Annotated in this window: 16 protein-coding genes; 7 read left to right on the top strand and 9 right to left on the bottom strand. The window is 40.6% G+C overall.

What is annotated here, in order from left to right; genetic code table 11:
• The first annotated feature begins 6 nt into the window (after window positions 1-6).
• Window positions 7-768, top strand: a complete 762-nt coding sequence (locus KDU71_RS12350) for an exodeoxyribonuclease III (protein ID WP_212191386.1) — start codon at window positions 7-9, stop codon at window positions 766-768.
• Window positions 769-861: 93 nt separating this feature from the next.
• Here the strand turns inward: KDU71_RS12350 and KDU71_RS12345 are convergent, their stop codons facing one another.
• The 7 genes from KDU71_RS12345 to KDU71_RS12315 form a co-directional block, all read right to left on the bottom strand.
• A complete protein-coding gene (locus tag KDU71_RS12345) occupies window positions 862-1269 on the bottom strand; it encodes an acyl-CoA thioesterase (protein WP_212191385.1) in 408 nt (135 codons plus the stop codon).
• A 277-nt stretch (window positions 1270-1546) separates the two neighbouring features.
• Window positions 1547-2707 carry a zinc-dependent metalloprotease gene (locus KDU71_RS12340; RefSeq protein WP_212191384.1) on the bottom strand — a complete coding sequence of 387 codons (1161 nt, stop codon included), beginning with the start codon at window positions 2705-2707 and terminating at the stop codon, window positions 1547-1549.
• An 81-nt stretch (window positions 2708-2788) separates the two neighbouring features.
• Entirely contained in the window at window positions 2789-4201 is a 1413-nt protein-coding gene (locus tag KDU71_RS12335; protein WP_212191383.1) for a RagB/SusD family nutrient uptake outer membrane protein, read from the bottom strand.
• Window positions 4202-4218: 17 nt separating this feature from the next.
• On the bottom strand, window positions 4219-7569 hold the full coding sequence (locus KDU71_RS12330; RefSeq protein ID WP_212191382.1) for a SusC/RagA family TonB-linked outer membrane protein: 3351 nt from the start codon (window positions 7567-7569) through the stop codon (window positions 4219-4221).
• A gap of 105 nt (window positions 7570-7674) precedes the next feature.
• Window positions 7675-8652, bottom strand: coding sequence for a FecR family protein (locus KDU71_RS12325; protein WP_212191381.1), 978 nt, complete (start codon window positions 8650-8652; stop codon window positions 7675-7677).
• An 82-nt stretch (window positions 8653-8734) separates the two neighbouring features.
• The gene (locus KDU71_RS12320; protein WP_212191380.1) at window positions 8735-9334 is read right to left on the bottom strand and encodes an RNA polymerase sigma-70 factor; all 600 of its coding nucleotides are present in this window, start codon (window positions 9332-9334) and stop codon (window positions 8735-8737) included.
• Between the two features lie 128 nt (window positions 9335-9462).
• Window positions 9463-10632: an alkaline phosphatase gene (locus tag KDU71_RS12315; protein WP_212191379.1), complete on the bottom strand. Its 1170-nt coding sequence runs from the start codon at window positions 10630-10632 to the stop codon at window positions 9463-9465.
• A gap of 177 nt (window positions 10633-10809) precedes the next feature.
• Between KDU71_RS12315 and KDU71_RS12310 the strand changes: the two genes are divergently transcribed.
• Window positions 10810-11289 carry a low molecular weight protein-tyrosine-phosphatase gene (locus tag KDU71_RS12310; protein ID WP_212191378.1) on the top strand — a complete coding sequence of 160 codons (480 nt, stop codon included), beginning with the start codon at window positions 10810-10812 and terminating at the stop codon, window positions 11287-11289.
• The gene (locus KDU71_RS12305) at window positions 11282-12130 is read left to right on the top strand and encodes a fructosamine kinase family protein (protein ID WP_212191377.1); all 849 of its coding nucleotides are present in this window, start codon (window positions 11282-11284) and stop codon (window positions 12128-12130) included. Before KDU71_RS12310 ends, KDU71_RS12305 begins: the two co-directional genes overlap by 8 nt.
• Before the next feature lie 53 nt (window positions 12131-12183).
• Here the strand turns inward: KDU71_RS12305 and gluP are convergent, their stop codons facing one another.
• The gene (gene gluP / locus KDU71_RS12300; RefSeq protein WP_212191376.1) at window positions 12184-13398 is read right to left on the bottom strand and encodes a glucose/galactose MFS transporter; all 1215 of its coding nucleotides are present in this window, start codon (window positions 13396-13398) and stop codon (window positions 12184-12186) included.
• A 124-nt stretch (window positions 13399-13522) separates the two neighbouring features.
• Window positions 13523-13978, bottom strand: coding sequence for a UPF0158 family protein (locus KDU71_RS12295; protein WP_212191375.1), 456 nt, complete (start codon window positions 13976-13978; stop codon window positions 13523-13525).
• A gap of 213 nt (window positions 13979-14191) precedes the next feature.
• Here KDU71_RS12295 and KDU71_RS12290 point away from each other — a divergent pair, with 213 nt between their 5' ends.
• The 4 genes from KDU71_RS12290 to KDU71_RS12275 all read left to right on the top strand — a co-directional run bounded on the left by KDU71_RS12290 (window position 14192) and on the right by KDU71_RS12275 (window position 20290).
• A complete protein-coding gene (locus tag KDU71_RS12290) occupies window positions 14192-14779 on the top strand; it encodes an RNA polymerase sigma-70 factor (protein ID WP_212191374.1) in 588 nt (195 codons plus the stop codon).
• 105 nt (window positions 14780-14884) lie between these two features.
• Window positions 14885-15577: a Crp/Fnr family transcriptional regulator gene (locus tag KDU71_RS12285; RefSeq protein ID WP_212191373.1), complete on the top strand. Its 693-nt coding sequence runs from the start codon at window positions 14885-14887 to the stop codon at window positions 15575-15577.
• A gap of 141 nt (window positions 15578-15718) precedes the next feature.
• Window positions 15719-16699, top strand: coding sequence for a FecR family protein (locus tag KDU71_RS12280; RefSeq protein ID WP_212191372.1), 981 nt, complete (start codon window positions 15719-15721; stop codon window positions 16697-16699).
• 93 nt (window positions 16700-16792) lie between these two features.
• Window positions 16793-20290 carry a TonB-dependent receptor gene (locus KDU71_RS12275; protein ID WP_212191371.1) on the top strand — a complete coding sequence of 1166 codons (3498 nt, stop codon included), beginning with the start codon at window positions 16793-16795 and terminating at the stop codon, window positions 20288-20290.
• Window positions 20291-20296 lie beyond the last annotated feature (6 nt).

Genomic DNA, 20296 nt, shown 5'->3' with positions numbered 1-20296 from the left:
GACTTTATGAAGATTGTATCGTGGAACGTCAATGGTATCAGGGCGGTTCTAAAAAAAGACTTCGCAGAATCGTTCGCATCCATGGAGGCCGATATCCTATGCCTGCAGGAAACAAAAGCGCAGGATGACCAGGTAAGAGAAGCTCTGGCTGAATTTAAAGACTATCATATTTATTCCAATTCAGCAGTTAAAAAGGGTTACTCAGGTACAGCTATCATCAGTAAGCAGGCACCATTGAGCATCACAAAAGATATGGGCATTGAAGAGCACGACCAGGAAGGACGTGTACTGTGTGCCGAATATGAGGATTTTTATCTGGTAACGGTATATGTTCCTAATTCGGGAAGTGAATTAAAGCGATTGGATTACCGCCAGACCTGGGACGAGGATTTCTTCAACTACCTGAAGAACCTTGAAGCCACCAAGCCGGTTCTGGTTTGCGGAGATTTTAATGTTGCTCACACGGAAATTGATTTGGCACGCCCAAAACCCAACTACAATAAGTCGGCCGGCTATATGCAAGAGGAGATTGATGGGATGGATCGCTTTACACAAGGCGGCTTTAAGGATACCTTCCGTCATTTTTACCCTGATGTAACTGATAAGTACTCATGGTGGAGCTACCGGGCCGGTGCACGTGGCAAAAATGTAGGCTGGAGAATTGATTATTTTCTGGCAAGCGAGGGTTTCCTTCCTCAGTTAAAGGATGCCTTTATTCTCAATGACATTATGGGCTCTGACCATTGCCCTGTTGGCATTGAGCTGTAAGCTCTGGCAGAAGATATTTAGTCAGAAGGCAGAAGTCTTAATGGATGCTACATTATTGCTGACAGCAAAGTAGCATCCTCAACTAATTTCTTCTTACTGTCCGCCCTTCGTCAAAGCCTCAGCCAACTCGTTACAAACAGCCAGTTTGCCTTCAATTAATGTGGTAGTGGTGACGATGCCCTTCAAACACAACTTTTCATCTGGCAGGCGATAGATATCCTGGTAAAACATGTATTTGATCCCCTTATGTTCCACTCTTGTGCGCACCACAAAACGATCATTGCTTTTCAAGGGTGTTTTATAAGACAAGTCGATACGTGCGACTACTGCTACAATATTTCTATCATACAGGTCTTTAAAGTTAACTCCCAGCGAGTCGAGGAACTCGTGACGCGTATGTTCCAGATAATTCTGGTAGACCGAGTTATTAACAATCCCCTGCAGATCACATTCGTAATCACGCACTTTAAACTCCAGCTCGTAATCGTAGGTATTAGCCATAATCAAAAAGTTTAGCTGCGAATGTAAAAATAAAAAAGGTGGCCCGAAAGCCACCTTCCATTAATCATCTCAGAATATTCTAAACCTTTAGTCTCTATGATTAATGTTGATAGTGCCGGCGCACGTTTGCGAGGCTTAACTATCTTCAGACAGATGATTTTGGGATTATTGTAAATGTCTTTTTTGTTGTCATAGATTTTTGAGATGAGAACCCACCTTTGCAGGCTCTCATCTCAGTATAAATCCAAATCACACACTAATATTTCAATACAGATACCTATTGAATCATTACTTTTTTTGTTACAGACTTTTCGCCGACAATAATTTTCAGAAAGTACATTCCCGGCACATGAAAATAAACGGGCTGATTATGAGAATGTGCTACGCGCTTACCGAGCACATCGTAAAGTTCAGCTTTAAATCCAGGCAGGCCGGTAATATTTATAACTCCTTTTGAAGGGTTGGGATAAACCCTAATACGGGTGTTAAGTTCATCATTGATACCAACAGTCACCTCTTCATAAATACCGGTAAACTTTTGATTGTCTTCAGACCACAAATTTGAGCGGTATTCATGCTCGAGCCAGTAATGCATATACTGAATCTGTCCTTTGGTGAACATGGACGTACAGCCCGAATAATCCATGAAGTTTTCGGTATTGACCAACCCGTCATTACACAAATTTCCTTTTCGGCATTCCCAGGTGTAACAGCGTGTTTCAGGTGTATCGTCTATACCGTCGTCACCACAATAATCGTAACTACTGCCGAAGGTATGCGAGAGCCCCAGGTAGTGTCCCACCTCATGAGCTAATACATTGTCGCTAGATGTTCCATACAGGTACTTATGGTTATAAACAATGCCGGCCATCTTACCGCCTCCGTCTGTATCAGGCAAATATGACCAGCCTGTTCCATTATTGGAACTATTAACATTGTAGGTTACCCAAATCTGCAGATAACGTTGTATACCCGAATAATCCCCTCCCATATTCCAGTTGGCCTGTCTTTTTAAGGTGGCATTGCATCCGGGATTATCACCTTTTATATCCCTTGTGTGATAGGTGATGCCATTGGTTGCATTGCCATAAGGATCTTTCTGCGCCAGGTGAAATACAATTTTACTATCCTGAATAAGCGGCTTGAAAACATCCTGCACCTGGCTTATCAATGGATTTTTTGCAGCGAAATTCTCATTAAGCAGTTTGATAACCTTTTGTGCTTTATCAAGGCTTAACTTACTCTGTGGATTATAAGGATCAAAAACATGAAACACAACCGGTATATGATATTCCCGGCCAGTTGCTTTCAACATACTTAAGGCATGAACTGGTAAAACGTGCACATCGGTTGTACTGCAAACATGTTCTGGTTTAACATCCTGCGCATAGCCAGCCAGCGCACTAAAAAATAAAGCTAACAAAAGTATCTTTCTCATTATTGTAGATATTTGAGGGCAGTATCATTACCGCCCTCATATATGTTCATTCAATTTTTATGGGTTGAGATGCTTCGTGAATTAATACCCTCCGGTCTGCTTCATGTTGGTATTGTTGCGCATCTCGTATTCACTAATGGGGTAAGCGAATGATTTATCTGGATACGACACCAATGGTTTCTGTGGTATTTCGGAACGAACAATATCCTTTTGATACCTGGCCAAATCAAATAACCTCAATCCTTCAAATGCAAATTCAAGTTGTCGCTCTTTCAAAATCACTTCTGCATCAACTGATATCAGTGTAGAAGCACCACGTTTACTTCTGATAACATTCAGATCATTTAGCGGCGTATCACCAACTGAAGTAGACGCTCTCAGGTTAGCTTCAGCTCTAATCAGGTACATCTCCGAATAACGGATTACCTTGGTATTATTCACATTGGTATTATTGCCTTCTCCCGGATATTTGTATATGCTATATCCATCAGCTCCGTTATCCTGAATCACGCTTCGGCGCACATCGTCATCTTCATACATCGACAAGAGACTAACCGGTACACCAAGATCCTGATAACTAAGATAAATACCTCCTATCGACTCGCTTCTTCCAGGAAAGTTACTGTCACTAGGATCCATGTTAATTTCAAATACACTTTCGAAACCATCAACTCGTTTCAGCGACCAGTATTCGGTGTAGTTATCAACATCTAATAATTGATACCTGTTTGACTTAATAACCTCATCAGCCATTTTAGCTGCCAAAGCCCAATCTTCTTTGTAGAGTGCTACACGCGCCAGCAGAGCTTTAGCGGTAGTCTGCGAAATATATACGCATCCTTTAGTGTTTTCCAGTAAAGAGATGGCCGCCTGCAAATCGGCAATGATATAGTCATATACTTCTTTTACTGTATTACGGGCTGGTTCTTCAACGGCACTATTGAATTTGTAAGGTACACCCACATGGCCACCGTTGCCGTTGGCACCTTCCTCAAGGCTGGCATCATTAAATGTATAATGCTGGCTAAAAAAATTGACCAGGTTAAAGTGCATCAATGCCCTGATGACCAGAGCCTCACCTTTTAAATTATCGATGGATGATTGTGGTGCATTTTCTTTATCAAAGTTATCGGCATCAATCGCATCAATCACATTATTGGCCGAAGTAATAGCCATATACGCATTGCTCCACAAACCCGATGCCGTTGAAGTTGGAAAGAAAATCATATTCAACTCATCAGAATATCGATCTGTTTCGGCGGCTGTGTTACGAATCAAATCATCGGCTTTGCACGAACCCGAAATAGGAATAAATCCGCCATACAGGTCGGTACGCATTAAGTAAACATACAGGCCATTGGTGCTGCTTTCCAATTTAGAAAAGGTTGACAAGGCCTGATCTTTATCGATATCCCCAAATGGATTTCTATCAATAAAGTCCTCTGAACATCCAAGTAAAAAGATGAATGAAATAATATATAGTAGTTTTTTCATTGTATTTTTATGTTAGATTAAAAATCTAAGTTAACTCCAAAAATAAATGTACGCGGGTTTGGCACTGCGTTATACGAGTAGCCATTGATACCCACTTCCGGATCGAGACCGCTTACATTGGACCATGTCATCAGGTTGGTGGCCTGAAAGTAGATATTGGCATTCTGGATATGCGCTTTCTGTATCCAGTTTTTAGGGATAGCATACCCTAATCGTAACGTTTTCAGTCTCAGATATGAGCCATCTTCCAGCCACCTTGAGCTTACCCACTCATTACTTTGCGTATCGTTGTATGCGATTGGTTTTGGTACATCGGTCACCTGTCCTGGTGTTTTCCAGTAGTTATTGGCCACATAAGCCGTCACAGGTCCTGAGCTGCGTGTCCCCACATCCGAACCATCGTGCTCGCGGTAAACCCTTTCTGAGAACATCACCTCATTACCCGTTACGCCATAAAACATAAAGCTCAATTCAATGCCTTTAAAGCTTAATGTATTGGTCAAACTACCATAAATATCTGGCTCAGGGCTTCCGCAATAATCGCGCGCTGCCTCCCCGTAGTTCTCGGTCTTGTCACCGTTTTCATCGTACCACCAGGCCATTCCGTTATCTGGATTCACCCCGGCATACTGAAACAGGTTCCATTCGGTGTACTTACCTCCCACGCGTCGCTTCTGAAACGAACCATTATTCATTTCTTCCATTCCTTCGCCAAGGCTGATAATCTCACTGGATGGCAATGTGAAATTAAGGTCAGTTGTCCATTTAAAATTGCCATTGAAATTAACTGAACTAAGCGCGACCTCTAAACCTTTATTCAAAATTTCACCGCTATTGACCAGGATAGATGACTGACCTGATGTTTGCGATATTTCTTCATTCAACAACAGATCGTTGGTATTTCTCCAGTAGTATTCAATAGTACCTGAAATTCTATTAAACAAACCCAGGTCAACACCTATGTTGGTGGTTTTGGCACTCTCCCATCGCAAATTGGTGTTTTCTATTTGTTTTGGGTAAAGTGCTAAGCCCGAGTTATATTTATCGGCCTGATATAAACCTTTACTGGCATAACTGCTAATACCACTATTACCTGTTTCACCATATGATGCTCTTAATTTCAGGTTATTAATCCATGAAACATTAAAGAAATCTTCATTGGATAAGGTGTAACCTAAAGAGAACGAGGAGAAGGTAGCCCATTTATTATCGGCACCAAACTTACTGCTGGCATCACGGCGAATACTGGCACTTAAGTAGTACTTACTGTCGAAGCTATAGGATGCATTTGAGAAATAAGAGATACCTGAATTCTCAATGCGTGAGCCTCCAACTTCCTGCTCATCAGAAGTGCCGTCAAGATTTGGGATATCCGGATCTATTTTAGTTCCGCCGGCATATACCCACCAGTTGTTATATTCGCGAGCTTCCTGCCCAAGCATCACATTCAGGCTATGTGCACCATTAAACACCTTGCTATAGGTGAGGGTATTACTAATATTCCACTTATAATACTTATTATTAACAGCATAGTAACCACCTCCCCAATCGATAGCATTGGCGGCGGATGGATCAAAATATTGGTCATCATCAACATCTTTCCAATCCAGACCAAATACACTTTTAGCCTTAATATTATCAGTAATGTCAAGTTCTACATAGGTTGAGTTAACAATACTTACGGTGCGGTTCTGCATTGAATTAACATCAATAATATGCAGGGTATTGTAATTACCGTTAGAACCGCCAAGATCGTGATTATACTCGCCATCTTCGTTGTGCGACGAATAAAATGGTAAAGTCCAGAATGACGCTGCCACCGGGTTGGCCCAGGCCCAGCCATCCATTACAAAGTTTTGTTTACTTCGGCTCACCTGAATATTATTCCCAAACTTGAGGAATTTATTTAACTGATGATTTAGGTTAATGCGCCCACTAAAACGGTCGAAATTAGTGCCCACCACAGTACCTTCCTGATTCAGGTAACCAGCACTTACAAAGAAGTCTGTTTTCTCATTTCCACCGCTTAAGCTCACATTGTAGTTATCATACGAACCTGCTTGTGTATAGGCATCCCACCAATCAAAATTGGTATCGGCCAGTGAATTGGGGAAATAGAGTCCCTCCTCTACCATTGGATCATACCAATCGGCGTAATTGCCATCCGGGTCAAAGCGCTCTCCGGCATTTCTGGCAGCATCCTGAAAATACTGAACCAAATCCTCGCTGTTGGCATTCTTATTTTTGGCGTTAGTCAATGTTGATACACCTTTCTCGACATTAACATTCACTTTTGTTTTACCACTTTTACCACTTTTTGTGGTAATGATGATAACTCCATTACTTGCACGGGAACCATAGATAGCTGTAGCGGCAGCATCTTTCATAATCGTCACATTTTCGATATCGTTACTGTTCAACGAGCTCAAAAAGTTAGAGCGGCTATCATCAGCCCAGTCGCCAACACGCCCAGTCAATACAGGCACTCCGTCAACAATGTACAAAGGTGAATTTGAAGCATTAATACTACCACTTCCCCTGATTACAACTTCGGCATAACTACCCGGGTTACCAACAGCACTGCTCACCACTACACCAGCTGTGTTACCTTGAAGCGCTTTATCGAAGCTCGAGGTAGAAACACGCTGAAGCTCATCGCCCTTAACTGTGGAAACAGAACTTGTTAGAGCTTCGCGGCGTTGTACGCCGTAACCAACGACAACTACATCATCCAGCTGCTCACTTTCAGTCACCAGCGTCACATTCAGGCTAGTTCGCCCTGCTGCATTCACTTCCTGCTTTTCGAAGCCAATGTAAGAGAAGACGATTACAGCATCAGGATTAGATAATTCAATACTATAAGTGCCATCAAAACCAGTGATCACACCATTTGTGGGTGAGGTTTTTTCAAACACATTTACACCTGGCAAAGGCTCTCCTAATTCGTCAGTCACTTTACCTGTCACACGTATTGTCTGCTGTAAAGATTCTTGATTTCTATTAAGACTATGTACAAATATCAGATTATTATCCAACACTTTATAGGCGTATGGCAAGTCTTTAAAGGCCTCATCGAGCACATGATAAACATCGGCATCTGCAGCATTGACTTTGGTGGTCAGGCTGGCATCTACATCATCATTATTAAAAAAGAATTTATACTCAGTCTTGTTTTCAACCTCTTTGAAAAGCTGAGCTAATTCAATTTTTGCTGAAGAAATGGTAATGGTTTTCTTTTGTGAAAAACCATTAGCCGAAACTTGCAGTAAACCAATGACAAGCAGTAGGCATGTAAGTCTCATAATTCGGTACAGTTTTATCACCCCACTCTTTTCGAAAATGGCATGACGATCCAATTTTAATTTCATAGATTTGTAATGTTTAGGTTAAACTTAAACAGGATTTAACTTTTAATAAGACCGGATGGTGTGGCAGCACTTTCCGGTTTTTAGTTTTTATTACATAGGCCTTATCTAATTAAGGGTTATATTAATAGCTTCATTAGTTCGTGTAAACTTTATCCCATTGGACATTGAAAGAATATTCAGAACATCCTCAATACTTTCATTTTCGAATGTGCCGGTGAATCGCAAGTCTTGAATAGCAGAATCAACTGTTATGGTAACACCGAACCAATCTTCGAGACGTTCTGACAGTACGTGCAACGGTTCATCTTTAAATACCAACTGCCCCCGGGTAATGGCCGTATATTTCTCCATATCCGGCTCAATCCTTTTTCGCAATTCTTTAAGCCTTTTGTCATAAACCGATTTTTGCCCTGGCAATAGAACGCATCTTAGCTGTCGCTCGGGTATGGTTATTTGTACTTTACCTTCTTCCAGCACTGTTGTTACTATGGACGCATCGGCACGCGCTTCCAACTTAAAACGCGTTCCCAATACCTTTACCACATGATTGCCCGAATACACTTCAAAAGGTTTATGAGCGTTATGCTTCACATCAAAAAACGCCTCACCATTTAAATTGACGATTCTGTTCATGTCGTTAAATGCAGAAGTATAGGTAAGCTCCGTCTGACCACTTAACCAGACGATAGTACCATCTGGCAATTGAACTTTTTGACGCTCTCCGGCTATAGTTTGAAAGGTGTAGTATTTTAGCTCCTCTTGAGGGCTTGGCAAAAACATTTTACCCACTAATAATGAAATAGCTATAAGAGCAGCAACTGCGGCATATTTCAGCCATTGGAATGATGTTGACTTTTTCTCCCTGATTTCGGACTGCTTAATGCGGTCCTTAAATCTTAAAAAGGCCTTATGACTATTATATTCATTTGGATGAGCCACATTCCATATATCGCGCAACTCCACAAACTGCTTTTTAAAAGCAGCATCACTCTTCAGCAATGCTTTAAGCTCTTCAAGCTCAGTGATGCTTGCCTCACCAGATAAGTACTTTATGGCTAATGATTCTTTATAATGATGGTCCATTGAGTGTGCCTTTTACTATATAATGCACCAGCACACAAAAACCCTGTATGTTTTTTTTAATTTTTTGAAATAAAACAATAAACTACTGAATAACTGAAAGATAAAAAGCCACAATAACAGGACAATACCCCTTCAACTCATCACGCAGGAAAGCAAGTGCCCGGGTCATATGCATCTCCACTGTTTTAACCGAAATATCCAGCTGTTTGGCAATTTCCTTGTTTTTCAATCCCTGGTGACGCTTGAGAATAAAAACAGTTCTAGCCTGCTGAGGCAAGTCATTGATAGCCTTTTCAATGGCCTCCTCAATCTCTTTTAGTATCAAACTATCCTCGTCTGTAAATTCACCTAATAACTTACCTGAAGCAGTATTCTCAAATTCCTTTTGAATTTCCAGATGTTTCTGCTGTTCGCTATTTTGCTGGCGAATGAAATACATGCAGTTGTTATAAACTGCCTGAAAAAGGTAACCCTGCAGTGACGTTTTTATAGAAATATCACCTTTCTGCCACATCTTATAAAACGTATCCGACACAACGTCTTCAGCATACTCTTTTCGTTCAACATAGCGCAAGGCATATGCGCACAGGCACGAGTAATAGGTATTAAACAAATACTCATATACGTCCTTATGCCTCTCAATATTGCCGCTATTGATCTGAGGTCCTATGGTTTGATTCACTTTTAAACTTTATTGCCTGTGTAAAAATAGAAATTTATTCTAAGAGGCAACATTTTTTAACAATTAAGATGAACATATAAAAAAAGGTGCCTAATTGGGCACCTTTCTATTTTATTAGCTAGTAAGAACTAGTCTTTATCGGCTTCTTTAAACTTAAAGAGCTTATACATTTTCTCAAAAATCTCCGTGTTATTATAAACTCCTGAAAACTGCTCAGCCCCGGCACCAAAAGCAAAAACTGGTACCATCACAGGACTATGATCACCGGTAGTAAAACCTGTTTTAACATGTCCCTTGTTAGGATCACCATTTAATACCGACATTCCACCTGTTTCATGGTCAGCGGTTACAATCACTAAAGTTCGACGATCTTCCATTGCAAACTTAAGCGCTTCAGCCAGTGCCTTATCCATATCCAGCACTTCTCCGGTCACATATGAAGCATCATTTTGGTGACCTCCCCAGTCAATCTGGCTACCTTCCACCATCAGAAAAAAGCCTTTGCTATCAGCATTATCAAGAACTTCAATAGCCTTAGCTGTTGATTTTGTAAGCATTTCGCCTCTGTCGCGATACCCCGCATTATGACCAACGGCAGTTAATACAGCCAGTTTACCACTTGTGAAGTTGTCCACCTCTTCAACATTGTAACCTACCCTATAGCCTTTTTGGTTGAGTTCAAGCACTAAGTTTCTTCCGTCGGTGCGCTTGGTAAAGAAATCACCACCGCCACCAATAAACACGTCAATATCCGTATTAAGAAAGTCTGCCGCAATCTCCTCATACATGCTTCTTTTTGGCTGATGTGCTATAAAAGAAGCAGGGGTAGCGTGTGTTATTGCCGATGTAGAAACTAACCCGGTTGCTTTACCATTCCTTTCTGAATACTCCAGAATTGTAGTGAGATTTTCACCATTAACATCCACTCCAATGGCGCCATTATAGGTTCTTGTACCAGTCGATAAGGCTGTTCCCCCGGCAGCTGAATCAGTTACATAGTTATCTGCACTTTGTGTTTTACTGAATCCAATATATGGCATCAATTCCATATTTAAACCGTTGTTAGCTGTAATTCCGGCAAAAACCTGAGATACACCCATGCCATCGCCAATAAAAAGAATAATATTTTTAGGACGCTTTTTAAAGCGAATATCATCGTAGTTAATGGTTAAAACTTCATGAGTATTCTCAATGGTATACTCATATTTAGCATGAAGATCTTTATAATCTTCCTGAGCATTAGCTGTGAAACAAGCCAATACCAATAGGGCTACGAAGGCTGTTCTAAAATTTCTCATATTGAAAGTTCATTACTTTATATTAATTGTCCAGGCAATTCTATTTTAATAGTCGTTTCCTATTAATTCAAAAGGAAGCGTAAAAAAATCACTTTTCACTAAGAAAAACAACAAGTTTATTGGTTTGTTTATATTGTTTGTTGCAAATTCACTTTTTTAATTCAAATTAACTTTCTAATGGATAGGACCAAGATACTCTTTGTTTGTCTGGGTAACATATGCAGGAGCCCGAGTGCTGAGGCGGTAATGAACAGCTTGATTAAAGCCAAAGGAATAGAAGAACTTTTCGAGATTGATTCGGCTGGCATCACTGGATACCATGCTGGCGAGCCCGCTGATCAACGGATGCAAAGGCATGCACTCAACAGAGATATTCATCTGACAAGCATTAGCCGGCAGGTTAAGAGTCCTGCTGATTTCGAGCACTTTGACTATATAATTGGTATGGACAACCAAAATATTGATGATCTGTACCAGTTAGCGCCCAACGAGCAACTGGCAAAGAAGATTAGTAAAATGACCGATTACTGCACACGACATCAACACGATTCTGTACCTGATCCGTATTACGGCGGAGCAGCTGGTTTTGAGCTGGTGCTTGACTTGCTTGAAGATGCTTGCGAAGGTTTATTGGAACATATTCAAAGCCATGAATAATTCAATTATTCAGCAAATAGAAGATCAATTGCAGTGCAGCATCACCAGTCAAGAAACTACTGGTGGTGGTTGCATTGCCCAAACCTCGATCATTACAACCAATGACGGTCGCAAGTACTTTTTAAAACAAGGCTTTGAAGGCGACCTATTTCAAAAAGAAGCCAATGGCCTGATTGAGCTCCGCAAAGCGAAGGCTTTTGTTGTACCGGAGGTTATTATGGTTACTAATAACTTTCTTTTACTTGAAGCCATAGAACCAGGTAATAAAGAAAATAGCTTCTTTACTGCATTTGGTGCGGCATTTGCCCACCTCCACCAATACACCAATGTTCAATTTGGTTTTTTTGAAGATAACTACATTGGTTCAACGCCTCAAATAAACACGGTATCTACAAGCTGGATGGAGTTTTATTTTAATCACCGCTTGCTCTATCAATATCAATTGGCCGAACAAAAGGGCTATGCAGATGAACATATGAGAGATGGGTTCCATATCATCGAAAAAAGGCTGCCTGCAATACTTGATGGCAGCGAGGAAAAGCCTTGTCTTTTACACGGTGATTTATGGGGAGGCAATTACATGGTTGACCCCAATGGTGAACCAGTATTAATTGATCCGGCCGTCTATTACGGACACCGGGAAGCGGACCTGGCCATGACAAAGCTCTTCGGAGGTTTTAGTGCTGAGTTCTATAGCAGCTATTTCAATACTTATCCACTAAAAGAAGGCTATCAGTACCGTGAAAATATCTACCTCCTGTATCATGTACTCAACCATCTGAATTTGTTTGGAACATCCTACAGAAGTCAGGCCATTCAACTAATGAACAGTTATCGGTAACAGAAAAGGGTGCTCTTACGAACACCCTTCCATATACATTAGCTTGTATTAATCTATGTTCTGATTTTATGTCCTTTTATGCCATAGTACAAAATGAACAAAAAGCAAGGAATGCAAATCATATAAGCATTTTGAGCGCCAAATACATCTTTCAATGAGGCAAAAGCTGTTGGTATCAAAGCTCCACCAACAATGGCAATAACCATCAATGAAGATCCCGCCTTGGTAAATTTACCCAACTCAGTCATCGCCAGGGGCCATAATGCCGGCCACATTAACGAGCATCCTAATGCCATAAAAGCAATAAAATAAATGGAATATTGTTCGGGCACCACTACGGTCATCACAGACCCAAACAAGGCCAGGTAGGCACAAATGCGCAAAGCCTTATCCTGACTAATATACTTTGGAATTAACAGAGCTCCACAAATATATCCAATGACCATTCCAATTGGTGCAATCCAGGCATAATATTCGGCATTTGCCAGGCCAAGTGTAGTAGCGTAATCGACCAGTGTACCCAGTGATATGGTTTCTACCCCAACATATAAAAACAGAGCCAGAACGCCCAATAGAAGGTGTGGAAACTGCCAAACAGAAGTTTTGCTGGCTGCATACGGACAATCTTCACCATTTTCATCATCTTCGCCAGCTGCCTTTACCTCCGGCAGTGGAGCTAATAGTGCTAATAGGCCTAAAAGCAAGAATACACCAATGATGATCATAAAAGGCAGGTTGATATCCGTCAATTGCACCATATCTACTTCTTTTCCAATGACAAGCGCCAAAAACAAAGGAGCGATTGGCCAAGCCAGCTTATTGGCTATACCCATTATACTCATTCGTTTAGCAGCACTCTCGATGGGGCCAAGTATAGTAATATAAGGATTTACGGAAGCTTGTAGAAAAGTATTTCCCATACCACTGATAAAAGAAGCCACAAGGAATAAGGCTAAGCTCTCGTTGTTAGCAGATGGAATAAACAGATAGAAACCCACTGCAAACATTAAGAAAGATAATGCCATGGTATTTTTATACCCAATCTTACCAATTACCAAAGAGGCCGGATAGCCAAACAATAGGAAGGCCGAGAAAGTGGCAGCCAGAACCAGGTAAGATTCTGTGGAGCTGATCTCAAGAGCCGAGTTTAATAAAGGAATTAAATAACTGTTAATGCCCAATGCAAACCCGATTGCAAAGAACATTAGCCCAATAATCGTTATAGGCACCAGAAAGCTTTTCTGGTTATGAGTATTAGTACTTGCCATATTCAATAGTTTTGTTTTAGTTTATTGATGTGGCAAATATACACTTTAAACAGAAAGCTGTCGTATTCTTATTATTTAAAATTGATTTCTTTCGTATTATTTTATTTCGAAAGCTAATATAAGTCTAATTGCAATTTTCGGATATCATATGTATGCGAGCTTTGCAAAACCTTCCTCGTAAGATGGTCCGCAACTGATCATTGTAATAGGTTTGCCATGCGGCTTCCATGTCACTTCCTATTTTCCGTATTTCAACCTGAAACTGCTCAATAGGCGTGCGGGTACGCAAGGCCTTCACCAACCTAACACTGTCAACCCTTTCCTGCTCAGTCGCAAAATCCATCATCAGGTTAAATAATTCGCGGGATGTAAGAGGTTCTATTTTAAAGTAGCTATCCGGATTTTCTTCTATTTCAGCATACAGTAACTCATAATCCTGATCATCAAAATCCATAAAGTCTATTTTCTCCTCAGTTTCGGGGAAAGCGACTATTCGGTTACTACCTCGCTGAATATAAACACTTAGGTTATCATTTAATAGCTTAATGATACTATCGATCAGTTCTGATTTATTTTTCATCACTGTAATATTTAAGGTACGTGTGTTGCACCTAAAATTAATGATAATCTGCTAATATTTCAGGTTCAATTGACCAAAAGAAAAAGAAAAATCAACAGAAGTTATTAAAATTGACATATCTCATAATTTGCATTTTCAATTGCGCTGTTTATTTTTACGTCTTTCAAAATATTTCATCCATCTACATAGAATCCAAAAAGGAAAGTATCTGAAATGCAGTATTCGCTTGATATAGATATGGGCCTCTTAAAATCGGGGCACGAAGCAACTTTCGAACAAGTGTATAATGCATATTATAGCTCGCTCAATTTTTTTGCCAACCAATACATTGACAAAAATGCCGACGCAGAGAACCTGGTACAGGAAACCTTTCTGGCTTTATGGATGTACAAAGAAAACCTTTCAGGCAACACCCCCGGTTCTATTAAAGCATGGCTATACACCACCCTTAAAAATAAGTGCCTGAATCACCTGGAAAAAGAATCTCATAAATTAAACTACAACAACCACCAGCTACATCAGTATAAAATAGATATAGATATACTGGGGCACATGGAAATTTCTGAAGTCACATTCGATGAAATTGAACGGCTGCTATACCAAGCACTTGAACAAATGCCTGAACAGTGCCGGCGCGTATTTGAACTGAGCCGGTTCAAAAACCTAAAAAATAAAGAAATAGCCGATAGCCTGCATATCTCAATCAAGGCCGTGGAAGCAAATATAACCCGTGCACTTAAACATCTGCGTATCCATCTGAAAGACTATCTTCCCTTGTGTATTCTACTGGGTTTACTCTAGTCAATTAATATCTAATGCCTTAATGTAGGGTGTTATCTCGTTTACCTGTCTTTATATTCAGATGAAGTCATTCCTTAACTTGTTATTCAATGAATTGTAAATGCTATGAAACACATGGATTTATCAGCAACTGCGCTTCAGTCATTTAATATCTTTAATTCATTAACAACGGAAGAATTAGATTACCTGACCGAGAATATTATTTGCAGAGAAGTAAATGTAAATACAACTTTATATGAAGAATATTGCCACATAAGCAGTTTAACATTGTTATTAGATGGCATTATACAACAATCAAAAATGGGTCCCAGGGGAAGAAATGTAATTATCCGCTATGCCAAAGCAGGCGAAATTTTAGGTTTCCGCTCAATTATGACCAACGAACTAGCCTGCACTACTACAAAAACCATCACTAAAGCCAAGATTGGACTTATTAATAAAGACTGCTTACTAAATATTTTGTACTCCAATTCGCAAGTTTCGCTAAAGCTGATTAGGCATGCATGCGGCGAATTAGATCAAACCCAACATTCTATTGTTAACCTTACTCAAAAACAGATTAGAGGCAGGGTAGCCACTGGTTTGCTATACCTTAAAAACACATTTGGATTAGACGAAGACCGCCTTCTTAATATATCTATCTCACGAAAAGACTTTGCAGGTCTGATTAGTGCGGCACCAGAGTCTGCTGTTCGTATGTTAGCTGAATTCAAAGACATTCAGATTATTGACTTTATAGGCAAAAAAATTCGCATAAATAAGATGGAAACTTTACTAAAATACAGTAGAATTTGCTAATTAAAGTAACAGTGTATACTTGAACAACAAACGACTACAGTCATATAGATGCTCATTTGAAGAAATCATCAGTTAAATTTGTAATTGAATGTAGGGTATTTAATCCGCTACCTGTCTTAGTTAACGAAGAAGAGAAACACAATGGATAAAAACACCATTTGGCAGCTAATAACCAAACAACTGCCGACCGACAAAGAAAAGCAGGTTTGGGACGAAATCGTACAATCGCCTGAACTGTTGGCAACTTATAAAGACCTGAAAAGAACATGGTCCCTTTCTGGTAGCCAGCCGCAACTCTCTGATGAGCAGCTTGAACAACGTTATTCACAATTCAAAAACAGGTATCAGAAACCAAGTATTGGTTCTAAATTTATTAAGCAAATTGCAGGTTATGCTGCAGCCATTATAATTGCTTTTGCTGCTTCATATGCCTTGTGGCATATTTCCGATAAAAGTAAGCCCATTACTAATCAGGTTATGCATTTCGAAGCCGGACAAGGCAGTATAAACAGTTTTGTATTAGCTGATGGTTCCATCATCTGGCTCAACTCCAATAGTTCTATTGATATAGTAAGCATTGCTGATAATTCAGTGGAAGTAAACCTGACTGGAGAAGCATTATTTGATATAATCCACGACGATAAGCGCCGCTTTATAGTGAATGTCCGCAACTTAATTATCGAAGATCTGGGCACCCGTTTTACCGTACGTAACTATAACAACGATAATGAAATAACTGCGACCCTGATTGATGGAGAAATAGCTGTAAAAGATAGTGCGCATCTACTGAGCCAGGTGTTAGCACCTGGTCAAAAACTGAGTTATTCCATCAATGATGGCACTTATACGATTAACACTATTGACACTACTTATACAGGCAAATGGACCGAAGAAAAGTTTGAGTTTGTTAATAAAACATTAAGTGATATTGCCAGGGATTTGGAAAATTGGTATGGTGTTACCATCACTTTTAAAGAAGATAAGCTAAAGCAGGAACGCTTTACGGGAGTTATACAGAAAAGCACCTCGATTGAGCACGTGCTGGATATCATTACCTATCCGGCAGGTATTAAATACAGTATTAACGCATCTAAAAACAAGAAAGAAATAATGATCCACTAAAAAAGCAGCAGCCAGGTGGAAGCGGCTACTGCTTAAGATTTTACGAAACTGCTCCAACAGTTTCATAATGTTTAATAATAACATCACAAATTTATGAAAAAAAAGCAAACAGAGCCCAGGTGGGATCACCTTGGCATTGGAAAAATTCTACGCATCATGAAAATCATGTTCGTTCTGATGGTCGCATTTGGCTTATCGGTATCAGCAACTGGATTAAGTCAAAACAAAAAGCTGACATTACGCTTAAAAAACGCCACGCTTCTCGAGATATTCAAAGAAATTGAAGCCAATACCGACTTGGGATTTTTGTATAAAGACGATCAAATTGATCAGAACAAAACCTATTCGGTAAATGCTACTAACCAGGATATTCATGAGGTATTGACTCAAGTACTTAACGAGGCTGATTACACCTTTACCATCATTGAAAACAACGTAGTTATTACCAAAGTAACCAATACAGCCAAAACAACTGTAGTGCAACAGCGAATGACTGTTACAGGTCAGGTAGTAGATGCCAATGGCGAACCTTTACCTGGTGTCAATGTTTATGACAAATCGAATCCGCAAAACGGGGTGATAACAGGTATTGACGGCAGCTACACCATCACCGTTGATAATGCTGATGCCTCGCTGATGTTCTCCTTCATAGGTTTTGAAGATCAGGAAGTACAAATAGCCGGTCGTGCGCAAGTCAACATAACACTACTAGAAGAACAGATAGGACTAGAAGAAGTAGTTGTAACAGGTTACGGCACCATTACCAAAGAAGCTTATACCGGCTCGGCAGCTGTTGTAAGCGCCAAAAAAATTGAGGAACGCCCGGTGGCCTCATTCCAGGATGTATTAAGAGGTAACTCGCCCGGTACTATTGTTACAGGAACTGGTCAGCCCGGTGCTATGAATACCGTTCGTTTAAGAGGTATCAGTTCAATGAATGCCTCCAATGCACCGTTGTATGTGATTGATGGCGTTATTATGGATGTATCAAACATGTCCGGAAGCTCTGACTATGCAACCAACCCCCTTAACTCCATTAACCCGTCCGACATTAAATCGATGACCATCTTAAAAGATGCGGCATCAGCATCATTATATGGTTCAAGGGGAGCCAACGGTGTGATTGTTATCACCACCAAGCAGGGCCGAAATACCGACAAACCACAATACAGTGTAGATGTACAAATGGGTGTATCGCAACTATTTAATGCCAGCAAACCAGATTTGGTAAATAAAGATGAGTACATGGAATTATGGCTGGAAGGCGAAATGCACTATCAGGTAAGACGCAAAACCGGTTACGATGATTTCTTTAGTGAGATAAAGAATCTGTATGCTGATAAGGAAGGTTACCAAGTGAGTGGACGCAATTTCTACGAATGGCAGAACTATGCCAAAGAACAGTTTAACAGTCACTTTGCAATATACAGTCCAAACAACGATGATTATTACGATGAATTCTTTGATGAGGATGGTAATCCGGGTGCTGACTACAATAAACTGGCCAATACCAACTGGTATGATGAAGTAACCCGTGTGGCCCCATTCCAGAAATACAATGTATCAACCAATGGCGGTAATAACCATTTTAACTACTATGCATCACTGGAGTACTTCAATCAGGAAGGTATTATCATTGGCAGTGGACTGGAGCGTTACTCACTAAGAACTAACCTATCATCCAAACCTAAAGGCGCCTTATTCCATTGGGGCATTAACAGTATGGTGTCATACAGCGACCAGAGCGGACCACGTGCCAATGCCTATGGTTATGCCATGCCACAATATACTGCACTGGCCATTGCACCCGTTGCACCGGTTTATCTCGAAGATGGCTCTTACAACCTGAGCCTGCCAAAAGGGGTTAACAATAACCAAAACCCGGTGGCAGTAGCTAATGAAAACTATTACCTGCGCCCTCAAACAAAGATCATTACTTCAGGCTGGATTCAGCTGAATTTTACAGATTGGTTAAATGTTAACAGCCGGACGAACCTTGATTACACGCATGCCCGTCGTCGTAATTGGTATAACAAAGATTTCGGAGATGGTAAGTCGGACAACGGTTCGCTTTATGAGCGCGATGCCCGTAGCAGGAAAATTAGTAACACCACCTTACTTAATTTCAACAAAACGTTTAACGATGTGCATAGTATAACAGCTTATGCTGGTACCGAAGTGGAAGATTTACGCTACCAATATACAGGCGCAACGGGTATTAATTTCCCGACCAACAAAACACCTTATTTAAGTGCTGCGGCAACGCCTGAGAGTGTTTTTGGTTCAGGCCATGAATATGGCATGTTTTCCATCCTGTCGCAAGTTAACTATGTGTACAATGGTAAATATTATGCATCAGCATCATTCAGAACTGATGAGTCATCGCGTTTTTCTCCAGAAAACCGCCGTGGCAGCTTCTGGTCATTATCCGGGGCATGGCGCATTTCAGATGAAGCATTCTTAAGCGATGTTTCGTTCCTCGATAATCTGAAGCTGAAAGCCAGTATCGGTACCAACGGTACGCTTCCTTCTGAATTGTATGCCTGGCAATCGGTTTATTCATTTGGTTATGACTACAAAGAAACCCCGGGAGCTACTCCGCCCAGCATTGCCAACAACGACTTGACTTGGGAGGAAAACCAGGTGTATAACATTGGTTTTGAATCGCGTTGGTTTAACCGTATCAATTTCAACCTGGAATATTACAACCGCGAAACCAAGAACCTGTTGCAAGACCTGCCTATTTCAGGAACAGCTGGTTTCTCATCTATGCTAATCAATTCTAACGCCAGTTTAACTAACCAGGGAATCGAGGTGGATGTGAATGCTGATATTATTCGCAATTCTGATTTCAATTGGAATATTAATGTAAACGCAGCCACACTTAAAAACAGATTCTCAGGACTGGATAACGATATTATTGGCTCTACGCAAATTCAGCGCAACGGCGAAAGCTACTACAGCTGGTACATGCCCGAGTGGGCTGGCATCGACCATGAAACAGGCGAACAGCAATGGTATGGCCGTGATGAAGACGGCAATGAAATAATTGTAAAAGACTACGATGACGCAGAACGCCGCATCCTTGGTACAGCATTGCCTAAAGTAACCGGAGGTATTTCGTCTTCATTCAGCTGGAAAGGTCTTGATCTGAGCTTCCTGTTTACCTATGGCATGGGCCACCATGTGATGGATTATACCGGAAGAACCGCCACTAAAAACGATGGTTACCGCGACTACAGAGGCATCGAACGTAGCCAGCTGGACCGATGGACACCCGACAATACGAGTGGAACAAACCCTATCCGTGTTAACTCATCAGGCACCTGGAACCGCTACCGTTCATCAAGGTATGTATACAAAGGTGACTACCTGAAGCTTAAAAATATAAAACTACAATACACCATTCCTGTGTCAATCACTCAAAAGCTGAAGTTACGCAGCGCAAGTGTATTTGCCCAAGCAGAAAACTTATGGGTAGCCACTGAATTAGATGGTTTTGATCCTGAAATTTCCTTAAGTGGATTCAGAGACGCCGACCAGTATCCAACCGCTACAACCTATACGTTTGGTGTAAAGCTTAACTTTTAATACGCA

The organism is Carboxylicivirga sediminis (assembly GCF_018156225.1).
In the GTDB taxonomy this organism is placed as follows: Bacteria; Bacteroidota; Bacteroidia; order Bacteroidales; family Marinilabiliaceae; genus Carboxylicivirga; species Carboxylicivirga sediminis.
This window is presented reverse-complemented; position numbering and strand designations above follow the sequence as displayed.